The 16,784-nt window shown below is 37.4% G+C and carries 18 protein-coding genes and 1 pseudogene; 3 read left to right on the top strand and 16 right to left on the bottom strand.

Annotated features, from left to right (window positions below; all coding sequences use genetic code 11):
• Positions 1–30: 30 nt before the first annotated feature.
• The 3 genes from PP175_RS29255 to PP175_RS29245 form a co-directional block, all read right to left on the bottom strand.
• Positions 31–495 carry a hypothetical protein gene (locus tag PP175_RS29255; protein ID WP_272443773.1) on the bottom strand — a complete coding sequence of 155 codons (465 nt, stop codon included), beginning with the start codon at positions 493–495 and terminating at the stop codon, positions 31–33.
• The gene (locus PP175_RS29250) at positions 496–1,122 is read right to left on the bottom strand and encodes a hypothetical protein (protein WP_272443772.1); all 627 of its coding nucleotides are present in this window, start codon (positions 1,120–1,122) and stop codon (positions 496–498) included. It abuts the gene before it with no gap.
• A gap of 589 nt (positions 1,123–1,711) precedes the next feature.
• Positions 1,712–2,161, bottom strand: a complete 450-nt coding sequence (locus PP175_RS29245) for a chemotaxis protein CheW (protein ID WP_272443771.1) — start codon at positions 2,159–2,161, stop codon at positions 1,712–1,714.
• Positions 2,162–2,322: 161 nt separating this feature from the next.
• Here PP175_RS29245 and PP175_RS29240 point away from each other — a divergent pair, with 161 nt between their 5' ends.
• The gene (locus PP175_RS29240) at positions 2,323–3,174 is read left to right on the top strand and encodes a YitT family protein (RefSeq protein ID WP_272443770.1); all 852 of its coding nucleotides are present in this window, start codon (positions 2,323–2,325) and stop codon (positions 3,172–3,174) included.
• 66 nt (positions 3,175–3,240) lie between these two features.
• Here the strand turns inward: PP175_RS29240 and PP175_RS29235 are convergent, their stop codons facing one another.
• The 10 genes and pseudogenes from PP175_RS29235 to PP175_RS29190 all read right to left on the bottom strand — a co-directional run bounded on the left by PP175_RS29235 (position 3,241) and on the right by PP175_RS29190 (position 12,797).
• Entirely contained in the window at positions 3,241–5,478 is a 2,238-nt protein-coding gene (locus PP175_RS29235) for a hypothetical protein (protein WP_272443769.1), read from the bottom strand.
• 167 nt (positions 5,479–5,645) lie between these two features.
• Entirely contained in the window at positions 5,646–6,767 is a 1,122-nt protein-coding gene (locus PP175_RS29230) for a toxic anion resistance protein (RefSeq protein ID WP_272443768.1), read from the bottom strand.
• A gap of 40 nt (positions 6,768–6,807) precedes the next feature.
• Positions 6,808–8,445, bottom strand: a complete 1,638-nt coding sequence (locus PP175_RS29225) for a YceG family protein (protein ID WP_272443767.1) — start codon at positions 8,443–8,445, stop codon at positions 6,808–6,810.
• A 335-nt stretch (positions 8,446–8,780) separates the two neighbouring features.
• Positions 8,781–9,443, bottom strand: a pseudogene (locus PP175_RS29220) (ISL3 family transposase); the annotation flags it as partial.
• Between the two features lie 18 nt (positions 9,444–9,461).
• A complete protein-coding gene (locus tag PP175_RS29215) occupies positions 9,462–9,629 on the bottom strand; it encodes a hypothetical protein (protein ID WP_272443766.1) in 168 nt (55 codons plus the stop codon).
• 164 nt (positions 9,630–9,793) lie between these two features.
• Positions 9,794–9,967: a hypothetical protein gene (locus PP175_RS29210; protein WP_272443765.1), complete on the bottom strand. Its 174-nt coding sequence runs from the start codon at positions 9,965–9,967 to the stop codon at positions 9,794–9,796.
• 50 nt (positions 9,968–10,017) lie between these two features.
• Entirely contained in the window at positions 10,018–10,356 is a 339-nt protein-coding gene (locus PP175_RS29205; protein ID WP_272443764.1) for a hypothetical protein, read from the bottom strand.
• Positions 10,357–10,501: 145 nt separating this feature from the next.
• Positions 10,502–11,035, bottom strand: a complete 534-nt coding sequence (locus PP175_RS29200; RefSeq protein WP_272443763.1) for a hypothetical protein — start codon at positions 11,033–11,035, stop codon at positions 10,502–10,504.
• Between the two features lie 441 nt (positions 11,036–11,476).
• A complete protein-coding gene (locus PP175_RS29195) occupies positions 11,477–12,157 on the bottom strand; it encodes a Bax inhibitor-1/YccA family protein (protein ID WP_272443762.1) in 681 nt (226 codons plus the stop codon).
• Between the two features lie 85 nt (positions 12,158–12,242).
• Positions 12,243–12,797: a DUF2196 domain-containing protein gene (locus tag PP175_RS29190; protein WP_272443761.1), complete on the bottom strand. Its 555-nt coding sequence runs from the start codon at positions 12,795–12,797 to the stop codon at positions 12,243–12,245.
• A gap of 217 nt (positions 12,798–13,014) precedes the next feature.
• Between PP175_RS29190 and PP175_RS29185 the strand changes: the two genes are divergently transcribed.
• Positions 13,015–13,536, top strand: coding sequence for a hypothetical protein (locus tag PP175_RS29185; protein WP_272443760.1), 522 nt, complete (start codon positions 13,015–13,017; stop codon positions 13,534–13,536).
• A gap of 286 nt (positions 13,537–13,822) precedes the next feature.
• Entirely contained in the window at positions 13,823–14,464 is a 642-nt protein-coding gene (locus tag PP175_RS29180; protein WP_272443759.1) for a hypothetical protein, read from the top strand.
• Between the two features lie 316 nt (positions 14,465–14,780).
• Here PP175_RS29180 and PP175_RS29175 read toward each other — a convergent pair whose 3' ends face one another.
• The 3 genes from PP175_RS29175 to PP175_RS29165 form a co-directional block, all read right to left on the bottom strand.
• Positions 14,781–15,371, bottom strand: coding sequence for a 3'-5' exonuclease (locus tag PP175_RS29175; protein WP_272443758.1), 591 nt, complete (start codon positions 15,369–15,371; stop codon positions 14,781–14,783).
• A gap of 223 nt (positions 15,372–15,594) precedes the next feature.
• Positions 15,595–15,936 (bottom strand): serine/threonine-protein kinase, encoded by a 342-nt coding sequence (locus PP175_RS29170; RefSeq protein ID WP_272443757.1) that lies wholly within the window; start codon positions 15,934–15,936, stop codon positions 15,595–15,597.
• A gap of 70 nt (positions 15,937–16,006) precedes the next feature.
• Complete coding sequence (locus PP175_RS29165) at positions 16,007–16,639, bottom strand: hypothetical protein (protein ID WP_272443756.1); 633 nt, start codon at positions 16,637–16,639, stop codon at positions 16,007–16,009.
• Between the last annotated feature and the right edge of the window lie 145 nt (positions 16,640–16,784).

Genomic DNA, 16,784 nt, shown 5'->3' with positions numbered 1-16,784 from the left:
ATGCTATTTATCATCTGCACCAGTTTTTTGTTATTGTAGTTGGGTGTAATCCAAGGGTAATTCGGCTGGTAGATTTTTATCTTTAAAGAGATTTCGATTTAATTTAGAACTATCAGCATTGTATTCTTTTACAAGGCTTTGATATTGCATCATATAACCATCAAGGTTTTGTTGCAGAAAGGCTTGTTGGTCACGTACATCCTTTGTCCAGGTAGTCGGTACTCCATAGGTTGCCTTCAAGTCTGCCATGCTTTTCTTGGTATTTTGGATGTTCATGACTTGGGCTTTTGCACCGTTATACAAATCTTTGAATTTCTCGTAATTGGTAAGCGCATTGTCTGCATTAAGCGTTTTATCCGTCACACCATAAGCGGTATCCACCGCTTTGTTGGCAACATGGGATGGAAACAAAACCAATTTACCTAGAAATACGCCAACGCCTAAAACCAACAAAACCCCTACAATCCATGCCCAAACCTTTCCTGCTTCACTCATTTACTTTGCCCCCTTATCCATCACCACAGTTGGAGTACTTGGCTCTTCCTGCTGTACAAGTTTGGCGTTTGTTTGTCGTATTTGATTGTTATACGATGACCGCTTGGAATCTTCTGATTGGTCAACTTCCGTAGAGATGGTTCCATAACCAAGGTCAATTTTATAAGGAACGGGACTTAAGAAATAATCACCTTTATGTTGGTGATACCTGCCTGCAGGGTCAAACCAGAAAATATAGTCACCACTTGCCCCATACGTTCCCATTTCATCTGGTGATTCAAGCGTATTCCCTGCATTATTAAATTCCGTGGTAGCTGTCAGCCGCTTTCCGCCACTTGTCACTTTCCCCTTCACTGGGAATCGACCAATTACTCGACCTGCTGACATCGGATAAATCCACATCAACGTATTCGGGTCATTGGATACAAGAATCCGTTGACGAATATTTTCCCGTTCTAGACTCTTGTTAATTTGAGGAACTTTTGTTTGTTCAAATACATGGATAGCATTTTGCACTTTTTGCTCTTGTTGAACTTGAATTTCATTTGTTGAGCACCCTACCGAGAAAAGTGTCGCACCTATTATTGTAGCGACAATTGGAAGAAAAACTTTTTTCATATTCTTCATAGATAGACCCCTTTTACATGTTGTTACCTGAAGTTTACCTCAATGATTGTTTATAGTCAACATTTTAAAATATTTCGTTTATATTTAAATTTGGTTAGGAACGGAAAAAATTGAGGTAGTAAAAAAGCGCAAAAAAGAACTTTTCGTTTGTTGAATCGGTTTAACTTTTAGGTTTTAGGTGTTTTTTTATTTTCTTTCCGTGTATGATGCCATCTTACTAAAGTGATAATACTAATTAATATAATTGCGAAGAAAAACGCCATACCTGATACCAAAATAATTGTAACGCTATCCACATTTCACACTCCTTTCCAGAAACGTCTTCTGTATTTAATTAACTCGTTTTGTAAGAAAATAATCCCGTTGGTTTACTGAAGCGAGAGAAAACCCTTGTTGATTATACGTATTAATCAAATCTAAAACGTTCTCGTTCTTGGATTCTAAAACTTGATTTGCCAAGTCGAAAATCTCTGTACACCTATCACCTACTTCTCGTAATCGTATCGTTTGAAATGATACCATGACTACCTCCTTTCCTCTTCTAAAGAAAATAAAAGAGGTGTGAAGGAAACCCCTCACACCCCAAGTCTTAGGCTACTTCTTCTTGTTTTTCTTTTGATGTACCTTTTAAAATTTCATCCATCTTTAGAACGCTGGTAATGCGGTCGTTCGATTGTACAAGATAATCAACGATTCCCCCATTTTTCAGCAGGTCGATGGAATCAATGGGTTTAATATCTTCCGCTTGGACGTTAATAATCTCTGTTACGCTATCCACAATCAATCCTGATTGCGCTTCACTGACAACAATGATTTTAGCGTCGTCATTATTTGCTTGTGGTTCATAGCCTAATCGCTTTCGCAGATTTAGGATGGTACAAAGTTCTCCACGCAAATTAATGACACCTTCTACAAACTCTGCGCTTTGGGGAAGCGGTGTGATTTTTTCCATACGAATAATTTCACTTACCTCTAAAATATCGGCTCCGAATGATTCGCCGTCAACGGTAAACACCACAATTTTTTTGTTTTCTTCCATTTTAAAAAGCCTCCCTTTTTATGTACAACACCTGTTTTTTATTATGCATTTATTATACATTTTTAATTGTCTTTAGTCAATAATATAACAGTAACATACTATAAAATATTTACGAACTATGGTATAATAAAGAAGGAAAATGTAAGAAATAAGGTGGTTTGATGAAGAAAAAAAGAAGTGTTTATTTTCGATTGTTTTTTATGTTAATGGGTTCAGCCCTTGCCTCCATTGCGTTAGAATGTTTACTGATTCCCAATCACATTATTGATGGTGGCATTGTGGGTATCAGCATCATGTTAAGCCACATCTCTCATATCCCTCTTGGTATTTTCACATTCCTTCTAAACATTCCATTTTTGATAATTGGTTACAGGAGAATGGGTAAAACTTTTGCGCTTTCTACACTATTTGCTATCACAACCTTATCCATTGGGCTTAATTTTGCCAAACTGATTCCTGTTATCACGCATGATGTTTTGTTAGCAACGGTATTTGGCGGCATCTGCATGGGTGTGGGTTGTGGTCTTATTTTAAGAAACGGGGCTTCAACAGACGGAATGGATGTACTAGCGGTCATCTTAGATAAAAAGACTAGTTTTTCCGTTGGTGAAATCATTATGTTTTTCAATTTGTTCATTCTAGGAATTTCAGGGCTAGTATTTGGTTTTGATAAAGCCGCTTACTCCTTAATTACCTATTTTATTGTGTTTAAAGTCATCGATATTGTCGTGCAAGGGTTAGATGAAACCAAATCGGTTCTAATCATTTCGGACAAATATGAGCTTTTATCAACGGCTCTACAGACGACTCTTGGACGTAGTGTAACCCTCTTAGAAGGTAAAGGCGGGTACTCACAAAACCCAACAAATATCATTTACGTGATTATCTCTCGCCTGGAAACTTCGAAACTTAAAAATCTGGTGAAAGAGATTGATAAAAATGCGCTGATGATAGTCGGTAGCGTTGAGGCATCAGGGAAAGCCTTGAACAAAAAATGGGTCACAAATCAATAAATCTCGGTAGATATAAAAAAAGCACGGAGAGAAGATAACTCTTTTCCGTGCTTTTTATTGTTTTATTTATGGCAGATAGAGAGCTTGTCCTTCGGCAATACGAATGGACTTGTAATAAACATCGATAGAATTACCACCCATTGAGGTTCCATCTCCTATCATAAACCAATGTTGACCATAACCTGTACCTACTCTAAGAAAGAAAGTTTTGACCGCTTTTCCATCGATATAAAGCGTTCCTTTGTTACCATCTTTTACCAAACGATAAGTGTGATAGCTTGTGCCATTAATAGAAAGAGAAAAAAGAGGTGATGAAAAAACATCATCGTATAGCTCTATTTTATTTGGAAAGAGAGAAAGAACAAACCCTGTATCACCTGTCCGTAATAAAACCATCCCGTTCATACCATCATAGCCGTCATTAGCCAAAGTTTTCGCTTCGACTTCAATGGTTGCTGTTGTTGAATTGTTGATAGCATGGCTATAGTTACCAGATACACCTGGATTTTTTATCTGAATAGCTCCATCATCAGCAAGAGGCGATTGTTTTCTATCCCCACCGTACGTCCATGTTCCAGGATTAAAATTAAACATTCCATTTGATAAAACATTCATATCTTTTTTAATATCGATGGAATAGGTTTCAAGCTGAGCCACCTTTAAAGGGGCAATAGAAACATAGCTGAATCCATTTTCTTTTGAATCAATATGGTAGTTAAAGTCACCTGCAGTAGATGGATTCACTTCAAAAACCACTTGTCCATTTTGTGTTATTACGATTTGAGAAGGTAACGCATTGTTGTCAAAGGACAACGTGAGAGCTTCCCCATCTTCAACGGAATTGCCAAAGGTATCTAAAACGTCAAACACCAGTTGGGACGGCGTACCCGCTTTTGCATCCACCGATTTGGGATTAATTTTGGCGGGATGGTCGGCTCTATTGTATACATTCGTTGTTGCAGATTTTCCACTATCCTTAGCCGAAATACTTAAGGAATCATTACCCTTAATCGTAGAAGGTTGATACGCCAATTCGAAATTGCCATTGGTTGTTTGCGCTCCTTTAAGACTACCACGGCTGGAAGATGATTCGATTGCTGTCCCATCCTTGACGGGATTGTCGTATACATCTAAGGCTTGTCCTTTTAACGAAGAAGCTTTTCCTACGACATAATCCTTTTCAGGTGTCAGATTAATTTTATCTGTATTACCTGGTTGGAATTGGAGTTCAGATGACGCACTTTTGGCTCCATATTGTCCTGTAACCTCGACTTGAACCTGGACTTTTTCCGCTTCGTGGTCATTTGCCCTAAAATCTGCAGAACCATTGGTTAACTGCGTCGGAGACTGAATCATGGTTAGAGAATTGGCTAAACGGTTTCCTTGTTCCGTTGTTTTTACAACCACTTTTACGTTCGCAGGTAAACCATAATCATCTGTGGCTTTGACTACCACATCGGCATTCGTTAACACGCTTGGGTTCGTGTTAAGTTCTGGCAACGATACATGGGTTGGTTCATATAAATCGGAACCAGTGGTGAACAAAGTCGAAATGGCATTTTGATTGCGTGCAACCAGGTGTGTTTTTCCATCTATTGGATTTCTTAGCGTTGTCACTACATCCCCTACTTTATAAGGCTGGACTGACTTCACAAGCGAATGTCCTTCGTAATCCGTATGCACAACGGGAAGCGAAATTGTTCCATGATTAAGTAAAGTAACAGTATCACCTGTTGTATCTACAGCCGTCACCACGTCGATTGATGGCAGGTTTTTCTCTAAATCAGCAGGAAGTAACCGCTTTTCATCTTGTACAATGTTCTCATTTCTTGTTTGCATGCCATAGGCAAGCACCACTGAATATTGATGATAACGAGTTAATAATGGATGTTGTACCGTCACCTTTCCAGAAACGGCATCAAACTGCATTTGGTTTTGAGCTAATGGTGTAGCTGTTTTTCCATCTATGAGGTACGCTGTAACAAAGCCCCTGGAAATTAAGCTGGACATCCTTTTATATTCTTCCGCTTTGGGGTCAAGTTGAACAGTGACGCTTTGGTCAGGACGCACAACCGATGCGCCAATGGAAGGGGTTACGCTTTGGACAAGTGGAATCACCACTTCTTTTTGTTTTAGTTGTTCGATATTTTTTTCTTGCTGGTATCCCTCTTGAGCAAAATGATTCTTTTCAATCAGGCTATTGGTGGTCTCTGCAAAAGCCGTTAGAGGACTTAATACAAAGGCGGTTGATAAGACACTTAACAGCACTTGTTTTTTTAATCGTTGATTTGATTTGTTTGCCAAATTTACTTCCCCCTTTATTAAAAGTTATTGACTTTATTCAATGTACTTATTTTATGGTTTATCATGATATTTGATAACAGCTAAACAGTTTTATCGTGTCTTAGAATGGAGATAAACACAAAAAAGAAGGTTGCATGTAGCAACCCTCTAGTCTTTGTTTCCTCTTTTTAATTCAACAATTTTTGTTCTTCATACGCTCTTTTAAATTCCAGGAGCTTTTGACTTCCCTCTTCTCGTTGACGTTTGGCATCCGATTGAATTTGTTTTGTTTCTTCAATTCCCTTCATAATCGTCTGCCATGTTTTTTCGAGGGTTTCGATTTGAACAAAGCTACCAGAAGCCAATTTTGCGGTTGCCTTCGTTTGAGCAACGGTATTTTCCGCATTTCTCGTTAATAATTCATTCGTTTTTTCATCCAGAGCGGTGATTGCTTTGGCTTGTACCGCTTGACGTTTAAGCATAATGCTTTGAGCTAATGCCTGTTTAAACACAGGTAGCGTGACAATAAAAGCTGAATTGATTTTACGAACCAAGTTGTAGTTGCTATATTGAATGGCTTTAATCATGGGCAACGTTTGAAGCGAAACATTTTCTGCCAACCGCAAATCATAAATGCGTTGTTCCATCATCTCTTTCGCTTGATGAAGATTCTGAACGGTCATTACATCCACTCTATCTCCTGTTTGTTTGGCTCGTTTTTCCCATTGAGGGATTAAACTATTGGTTAACTCTTCAACCGCCATTTCTCCAGCCACAATGTAGCGTTGCAGTTGCTCATAATAGGCGATATTATTTTGATACATATCATCTAAGTTTCTGTTTGTTCCTTGAATTTCAGACTCAAACTGACGGAGGGAAACAAAAACTTTCTCCACTTCATCCCCCATCGTATGGTATTTTTTAAAAAGTTCCTCCAGTTGGTTTTTCGCATTCGAAAATATCTTTTGAAGAAATCCTTGCTTGCCTTCCTTCTCGAAATCTTTCGGGTCGAACTTGTCCATTATCTTGTTTAAAACGAGAATAAGTTGCCCTGCATCTTCTGTTTTCGTAGCTTCTAAGGAGCGAAGGATGCTATCCGATGACTTCGAGATTTCTTCTGCAGAACGTCCTCCAAAAGTCATGATACTGTTTGGTTTCATCACATCGATTTGTTGGATAATGGTTTGTACTTCTGGTGAATTTCGGACTTTCTCGATAATTTGCGTTCGTTGTTGTTCAACCACCATTGGAACCGATTCTTTCGTCAGTTCAAGTTCGGCTTCCACTTCATTTCTTTGTAGGTTTAACATGCTACATTTCCTCCTAAACTTTTCGTTTTTAATTACGTGCTTATCCAAATAGCTTTTGCCATATCGATTTTGGCACTTCTTTATTCTTTGGCATTGGGAGACTTGCAAAATCAATTTCAAATCGAACAGATGGAAGCTGGTGTATGTCAAATCGTTCTTCTTGTATCCCATGTTCAATATTCGTGTAATTGGTTGGTGTAAAAATCACGATATCCGCACCCAAGACATTAAAGAAAGCGATGATAATCGTGTCTTCTTCACTAAATATATCTCGTTGATTGTCATAAACGACAATCTTCGGGACTTTGCTTGTGAAATCAAAGACTTCAATTAAACGTAGAAGTTGCGGTTCCATCGTAATAACTGTCATCAGAATCCGTAACCTCATTTTTTCATCTATCTCTTTTTTAAAGGGTTTGGATGAAATCAACTCATTGATTTTATACACGATTAAATCTTGAATGGATTCCTTTAAATACTTTAGTTTGTATACAGGACTTTTATACAGCAGTTCCTTATCCACAAAGCCTTCTTTTGTAAACAAAAAGGCGGTTGAATACAATTCCTGCTTGCTATAAGTAATAGGAGTAAACGGGACTTGTGGAAGGAGAACCGTGTGTTCGGTAGAGGTAAACATCCGAATGTCCCTGGCATATTCATTCAGGTCTTCATTTGTTCCGTTTATTTTGGCAAAAAGGTTAGGAACATAAACCTTCTCATCCTTCACCTCAAATTCAGAACGGAATTTCGCTTCTTCGTTCCACAATATCTTAAGTTCCTCATAGGTCGTTTTAAGCGTAATAGCTTTTGTTATATCTTTTTCATACTGCCATGCTTTAAACAAGCCTGAATCATTACCATACAATACGGTATCGATTTCTTTAGAAGCTGAATAAGCCACGGTTGTTTTTCGTATTGCCCTTCCTGTTGATGGGAATGCGGGTAATGGTAAACTGTACGGATTCTCAATTTTCTTGGTAAATACGCCTTCTCTATCCACTTCATCAAAAACGCTATCCTTTTCTTTCTCTGTATGGATGAATAGGACATCCATTCCTATTAAGGCTAAAAAGGTTAGGAAGTAAACCTCATGAGGTTTAATATCCCCGTAAAAAACAACTTTGGGTACATCAGATAATGACCCATCCCTTAATAAATGAGGTGCATAGCGTTGGAACCAGGCTGTTATCTTCACTGCGAAATTCTCCATTTTAGAGACGTTTAGCGTTCGTTCGTTTGAGGCGTATAAAGTAATCACCTTACGAAAGGCTTCCGCTATAGAAGGATAAAATATTGGCGGAATACCTTTGTCTAATACATGGGAAGTGAGTATACGTTTAATCACTCCATCTATCCCGTTACCTGCTCCGATTCCAACTTTATTCAATTCCTTTGTGACTTCATTAATTTCGTCACTAGATGGCATTAAAAGATGCCCCTCCATCTTGATATAGCCTGCTATGCTTTTTTCTAGCGACTGATTCAATTCATAAAGGGTATTAAAGAAAATATCCTGTTCCTCTGTATTCAATCCATTAATCCCTACACAACGGTAAAAATAGATGGGCAGAATAAGGCTTTCTCCATCTATATATCCTAGTCTATTTTTTAGTGGAACGGATATATCCGTAAGGATTTGTTTGGATTCTAATAATTTTACGTGGTATGGCTTTACCATCCGCATCCCCTCAATTATTTAAAGTCTATTTATATATATTTATTGTTTATTGTCAATTTTAATTATACAGAAGTAAACCTCCTCTTTCAACCGAAACATAAAAAAGACACTTTCTTTTGAAAGTGTCTAGCTAATATTTTAATCTTTTGTTGTTACTAACGAATCTACTTTATCGTAATTGAGTTGGATGTTGAATGAATCAGGATGGTCACAAATTAGTGTACATACGGTTTGCATTATTGGTCTGCCTTGCGCCCAAAATACTGGTCGCCCTTTAAGATGAACGTGAAATTCGGGTATCTAACTTTCAGGGTGGAATTGATGAAAAAAATCCATCAAAACTCACCTCGCTCTAAAATCTCGGAAAGTGTGGTCATGTCCACTCCACAGTTCCAATTATCAACATCATTTCCAGAGGGATTCACTACAGTTGTTAAGATGTGAATCGGTTCATCGAATTTACCGCCCCATAACTTTTCAAAGCGTTGGAAGTCCATTTCAGGAGTGTACTTTGGTTTCTTAATAGTAGCTTTCGTACCGTATAAAACCTTTGCTCTTAACACGTCAAATGTGTACCCCTTTCCTGCCTTTTCTACCGATTTGATAATGTTGTTAATTGATTCGGTGTAGGCATTCGTAAATGGGCTATCAAAATAGTTAAATATCTCTGCTTTGTTATTTAAAGGTCTTACGAATCTCTTTAAATTCCTTGAATTCGGAGGGAATTTCACTCTCCCCATTCCAGAGCTTCCTGTTTGTCTATAGAGTAGTTTATAAACGTCTCTGATGCCTTCTTTTAGCCAGTAGGCTTTTTCAAGCAGAGGATAGCGTCTAAACCAAGCCATACGCCTTTCAATGTCTTTCCACCCTAAATCCTCTTTGTTACGAAGTAGAACCCAACGGTCTTTTGTAAGGAATCTACGTTCATCTTTAGGAAGACCATTCTTAATCTGCACTCTAATAGCGTTTAAGTCTTCCTGTGCGTACTTGATAACATGGAACTTATGAAGAGTTAACTAACAATCTTTATTTTCTTTTAAAAGGCTATCGGCATAAGAAAACACTTCATCTAAATTCCTCACAGGTTTATTCCATAAAGTCGCTTTGTAACAATCCATCATCCATCTTAAACAACTTTTTAATTCTTCATTTTCCTTTTTTAATTCGTTAACTAAATGTTCCATTTTATAAAATCTCCTTAGTTCGTTTTTTTTGGTCTTTTCCACACTGAAGTTTGCAGAAACTACCTGTATATAAATCAATCAAATTATTTATTCACCACACTGAAAGTTGCATACCCTGAAATTCACATTTAATTTGGTATTTGAATATATTCTTTTCCCTATTTTCATTCAAGAGCCAACGCTTTATCAAGCGGAACCCAATCTTTTAGGTCGCTATTTTTCCGCTGTAACAATGCTTCCTCCTTTTCAATATCCATATCCAGAATATCTACAATTTCATTCTTTTTAAATGCTCCGAAGTCTTCTGTAAGTTGCGCTTCTCCAATGATTTTATCCACGATTTTAGCTCCTTTTCGAACAATTTCAAATATCTTCTCTCTCCAATATTCTAACTAATATAACGCAATTCCTTTTCATTGGCAGGAACAAACCCATACGCTACTATTTCTTTCGCTACTTCTTCCAATGTGTCCCTTTGAAAATCTCCGACAGCGCCGTATTGGTCAAAATAGCTAAACTGAAACGGGGTCTCTCCCTTGGTATTGGGATGAACCAATCCTTCTTTTCGTACCTTTTGTCCTTGATTGATGAAAACAACCCCACCACTGACAAGGTAGTTATAAACTCCTATCAGCAAGGATTCTCGTCTTTTCATATCCTCATAAAGCTCCTGGTCGAATTCTCGAATGATTTGTTCCTCTTCTTCTGAAGCAAACAGTTTTATCATTCATTCTCTCTCCTTCGTCCTTATTCCTTAAGATTTTTGCAATCTTGGCAGATGCCTTCCGTTTGATAAAAGAAGTCCATATTCTCAATCTGCTCTTGAATATCTATCTTTTTACGGCAAGAATCGCATGTTTTAATCATCCTAATCACGCAACCTTAATATCCTTAATGCCAAGGACTTTCTTACCTACTGTAACCATAATGGGGTTCCAGAAAGCATCCTGCATGTGGGATTCCAGGTTTTGAGCCGATACACACTTCAAATATTTTCGTTTATACGGTTTATGAACAAATTCCGTGTGTTCCATTAACTCTAAGGTTTTACACTTATCCCCTAACTTAAAGGTAATCGTTTTGTGTTCTTTATCCAGTTTAATGTACACTTTGTGATACTTGTTATACTTGCTCACATATTCATAATAACCTTCGGTATCTTTTGTTTCATAGTAAATATTTTCATTGAAGTCTACCAAAAATACGCCTTTGTCGGTCACCATCAATACATCTTTAAAGTCATGGTGAAGACTTACTTCCTCTACCTGATTAAACAATTCCTGTACATACGCTTTATCTTTTTTATGCAGGGTACGAGTTCCATCTTCTTCATTGAAGAAATACACCCAAAACTCAGCATCCTCTTTGATATGATTGTCTAAAACAGCTTGAAATTTTTCCTTCATGTTTTTTCGCTCCCTTTTGATTTGTTATGTAAACACCTGTTTGATGAATTTATCTTATATTATAGTTGTTACGATATTGATTGATTATGTACTTACCAATAAATAAAAAGGACAACGCTCAAGCGTCGCCCCCGATGGTGACTTTTATCATTTAAAATTGTAAACTTGGTTATCTCTTATCAAATGAAAATGCCAATTTCAAAAAACAGCAAACAGGTGAATGTGATGATACTATAGATGCAAACCAATTCAAGACCTGTATACTTTTTTACTTTTGAACTGAATACTTTTTCATCTACATTAGCAGAGAATTTGGATAACCCATAAAAACTCAAAATTAAAATAACTGCAGTGATAATCATATATAGAATCAACAAAGTATTTTCCTCTCTTCAAAAAAGAAACGCCATCTTTCATGGCGTTCGACATTCATGCCGTGTACTATCTCCTGAAAAAACTCACAATGTTTAAAATTTCCTCAAAAAGGTTCACAAAATCCAACACCAAATTTAGAACGGCAAAAGGTACATCTTCTTCTGTGATATCCGAATTTCTTATAATGGAAATGTCGTAAAGTACATACGCACTAAATACGATAGCTCCAACGATGGATAAAGCCAAGAATAAGAGAGGTGCATGAAGAAATAGATTCACAATGGAAAAAATAATTATCAACAGCAACGAAAAGAACAACGTCGTACCCCAGGAAACAAAACTTCTTTGGGACGTGCTTGCGTACAATGTCAATCCACCAAACAACGCTGTTGTGATACCTAAAGCCGTCAGCACCATTGTTGCTCCCGTATGGGAAACATGATACACGATTGCGGGGTAGATTCCAACTCCAATCGTAAAGGAAATGAAATAGACGAACCCCATCGATACAGGATTACTTTCTTTATAACTATGGCGGGAACTTCGTGAACCCCGAACCATAACCGCCCATATGATACAGACCAGTGTGATGATTGGTACGATATTTACTAATGTTATCGGCACAAATTTCATTCCGATAACCATACCAATAAAAACGATTAACATGGCGACGAAAAACTTCTGCATCACCACTTTTAAAATGTTGTCTTGATTTGCTCTTTCAGGCGCATCAAACGGATAAGACAAAAACTATCAACCTCCCTTTAATTTGTTTATATTTTATATTATATATATTTTTGATTATATTCAATAATTAAATTTGCTTAATCTTTTATCGCATGTTTTTAAAGTATTGCTCCCACTCTATCAACCTTTCAAAGGATAGCTTTCTTTCCCCGTCAATACGAAAATAATCCACGTCCAGCGTTTTGAAGTTGTCAGGAATCGGTTTATTCCGATTGATTTCTCGAATCGCAAAATCTTTCCCCTCATACATGGTTCCTTTAATGAATGCTTTCGCTTTTTCCTTATCGGTGAAAAGCAAAGCCGTCTTCTCGGTTCGTCCCATTGCTTGGTTCATATGATGAATAATCATATACTTCCGTTCTGTTTGGTTCCAAACACTATAGATTTTAGGGAGAAAGAAAAAGATGTTGTAGAATTTGAAGTTTTCCCGCTTGATATCGTCTTTGGAGGGAATGGAATACACACGCCCTCTTTTACCATTACTTAGCTCAACTCTGATACCTTTCTTATTGTTTTCTTTAGATAATACATTGGCAACGTATCCTCTTGTAAGCTTGACCGTCTCTTTATCTTCGTCTGCGATGATGTCTACGAGCAATCCCTTTATAATGTTTTTTCTTAAAGTCACATCAATGTCCATGCGTCCACCTCCTTTTCTTTTTCTAACCATATCGTGCAAATCCACGAATTGGTCTTATATTATAGAAACGTAAAAATGTCTTTATCGAAGTAAATCGTAGTATGCCTGCTCTATAGTTCAACAGATGATGCATATAATCAAAGAAGTCACAGAAAACAGGTTTTTAAATAAAACATTTTTAAAGGAAATTTACTTTACTTAGGGAGGAACCATGACAATGAGAAAAACAAGACATTCTATTTATGGTCAACAAATCGAAGAACTGAACGTAAGTGACATTTTTATTGATGTTCTGAACGAGTGTGAAGCCTTCGATTGGCACTTTGAATGTGCTTTGGACTTTCAAGACAGGATTCAAAAGGCTATAACCAAATTGGACTTTCATGAATACGATTATTATTTTAGAACGACTACGTATTGGTGCGGCGGATTGTATGCTGAACCGTTTGGCTCTTTATTGAAAAAATACACCGAAAAAGAGATTCTTAATATCATCAAAGATGAACATTTAAAACTGGTGAATGAGGAGTATGGATTAGTCCTTCGCTTCCACAACCCAACCAAATCTCCACTTTATCGCTTTTTCAATAAGTATAAAGAATACGCATATGGTGGAAACGTTACCGCTTCTGTTCAAGACCTATTAAGTAAGGTGCAAAAATACCTGAAAAATGAGTTTGAAACCAACTTAGAAGCCTATGGGGATTGGCAACCCAATGAGGAAGAGAAAGTTGCCTAAATACGACAGTTAAAAGAAAAGGATAAGAAAATAAGCAAACACATGAAATCTTTGCTTGCTTGAAGTATGGATAAAGCAGGAAGCAACGAGAACGAAAAATTCCAAGTCTTCTATAATGAAGACAAGGATGGAGACCAGTTATATTACCAGGTAGCTCAAATGGGAATAGCCACAAGGTTTAATACTGAAAATTGTCCTGATGCGACTTGGCGAATTGTTTCATAATAGTAAAGATACGGACAAGCTCATATAAAAATATGGGCTTCTCTTTTTAGGAGGAAAAACGATGAATAACTTTCCTATTGTTCACATTAATAAGGTGTACCATATCGGTAGAATAGATAACAGTAGAAAAAGAAAGAACAGTTATGAGGGTAGTGGATTATCCATATCCAATCATCCTAACGCATGGTTAAAAATTTCAGATAGAGACCTTGAAAGTTCTTTGTATGAGTTCGTAAAGAACGATGCGAGTTTCCTGGATTTTCATGAATTGAATGCAGTACTAGTGGATGAAATGACAAAATGGGGATTGGAAATGGGATATATTCTCTGTGCCACACTCTATCGTTATACGTTTTGGCATGGCGACCTGGATGAAGAGGCAAGTATACTGTTTCAAACATACGAGGAAGCCCTAGAAGAAAGTAATAAAGACGAGGAAGCAATCGAGCAAATAGATGGCTTTATTGCGACCGAGAAAATGAACAAGAAAGTGTTTGGTGAGCCTTCACCCATTGATGTCATCGATTTGCTATCTACTCTTTTTGCGGAACACGTATTAAAGATAGATGGGGTCTGGTGGGATGACGACTTAGATATTTCGGCTTTATCCGCACCTAGAGGGGTTATTTTTAATAGTAAACTGCAGGAATGGACGAGAACCGAACGAGATTTTAATGAAGTTGAATATGAAGAAGAGTATTGACTGAGAAGATAGGAAACTATCTTCTTTTTTTATTGTTCTGACAACCATCTATACTTAACCTCATGCATTAAAACGATAGGATTCTGCCAGTAGAAGCCAAACTTATATGGTGCTTTTGCCTTTATAGTAAGAAATATTCGTGATATTAGGTTGGCATTCACTCTAACCATTATGTAGAAAGAACTAGCTGTGGTTGTCTACATCAAACAGCCAAACTACTTGCGAAAAGCCCAACTACCTATCTAACTAAAAAAAGAGAAGCAACGAGCGACCACCCGCTACATCTCTCTTTTATACAAATTCCTTAATCATGTAGTTAGGAAACAAACTGTTTAGTTTGAATCAACCCTATCATCTTTACAAGTCCGTCTAATGTCACTTTTGCATCATCCAAAGCTGTATGACGGGCTTCAACAGGCAGATTGAATGTCTCTATCACCTTATCCAGTCCTAATCCATCCGTATCCAGCACTCCCGCCATATTGAGGAAAGCCGTAATGCTCATTAAATCCACATACCTACGGCTAATTAAGTCCTTGTAGGCAGAAAAATACGAGGTATCATTCAACCCCTTCAAGAAGTTTTCGATAAACGCTTTATCAAAAATGGTATTCTGCCCGACAAACATCCCTTTGCGTTCCGAACAATGTGTACCGAGGAACGTTATCATCTCGTGGGCGACTTGTTCTTTCGGTAAAGCTTCCTTATCAAAGGTAACAAGGTCAATTCCATTAACCTCCAAAGCTTTTGCCGTAACATGATACGTAGGATGTTTGATTTTCCATTCCTGTTTGGCAATCACACGGGTTCCATCCAAAACAACAAACGCTACCGTTAGCAAACTATCCCGCTTGGGGTCTAATCCACCTGTTTCTGTGTCAACGACAATCAAAGTCTCTTTTATCATATAAAGCTCTCCTCTTCCCTTTTTCCATAAGTCAAAACAAGATTATCATAGACTATAATCAATTTCAATGAAAACACTAAGGTCTATGCCTGCTTTATTATTTTGTTAATCCTCTTCTTCAGTGAAATTTCGTACAAACATGTCCATTGCCTTTTCAATGTGGCGTTCTATCATCCATTGTTCCATGTCGCTGATTTTTTGATAATGTCCGACATCAATCAACTTATACTCTCCATGCAAACGTTAGCATAACATTTTCAAAGGAAAGGTCTGTTGGTAGATAACCAGCCGCCACAATTTTATGAAGGACATCTCGTAGACCTTGTTCCCAAGTTTCTCCAATGACATCAAAAGGGTTCACTTCATCTAACGTTTCCCCCCCAATTCTTTCCATGACCACATATCTATCTGTCTGATATTTGAAAAGTCTAGGTACGCAACCTGTTGCTTGCAAATCTGCTAATATCAAATGGTCAATACAACCAGCCACTCGGTATTTCTTAATGACTCTATCACCCATTGCATAGACAATGCCAAAATCACCTTCACCTATTTTTTCTAACATTTTTCGATTCCCTCCATCTTAAAGTAACAAAGAAGCAACCACTTATTACTCAATGGTTGCTTTCGCCTTTTTACATGTCTTTACGTTTCCAAAAACCCATATAATCGCCAAGGTTGTGTATCACATTTCGTATTTTTACTGGCTTTACCTTCCCAATGGTCTCTACCTTTTCAAAACGTTCAGCAATTAAGTCTTCTACCCATTTATCTGCTTTGATATAGCCGTATTTGTACCTTGAAATTTCATCTAAAAAAAGATTGATGACTTCTGGATTATCTTTTTGATGGTATAAGGTTCCCCCGTATCCCAATGACATCGATGCAATGAAGACATCACCACCAGGATTCGCATACGGGAAACCACCCGCTACGTACTGATGATGCGGATAGTAACGAATGAATAAGTCCTTCTCACAAATTTCACGGTCTTCTTCTACTCCAATGTACTGGTAGTCTTTAAACATGTAGCTAAATACTCCCCAACAGCATCCAATGTCTACGACGGTTCTTACATCAGGCAGATGTTCTTTCATGTGTTTTAAAGTAAGGGCATAATTGTTCCCAAAACCCCAAAAACCATCCGTCTCAATTTGGTTCATTTTTTCCTTAAAGATGTTTGTTTCTTGCTCATTTCGCAAAAGTCCATAATCATAAACCAATTCTAAGCCTACTTCTTCCAAAAACGCTCTATCAACCTGTCCCATCTTGTATCTCTCCTTTTCCATGCTCGTTCAATAAGAACCCCTGTTATATTGAAATGATTTTCTATTATATGCGTATTTTTTTGGTTTCAAATATTGACTATGGTATCAATTTAATTCATTGTTGTCTATATAATAAGGAGGTCTG

It is taken from the genome of Aneurinibacillus sp. Ricciae_BoGa-3 (genome assembly GCF_028421645.1).
GTDB lineage: Bacteria > Bacillota > Bacilli > Aneurinibacillales > Aneurinibacillaceae > Aneurinibacillus_B.
Note: the sequence above shows the minus strand (reverse complement) of the source record. Positions and strands in the feature narration are given on the sequence as shown.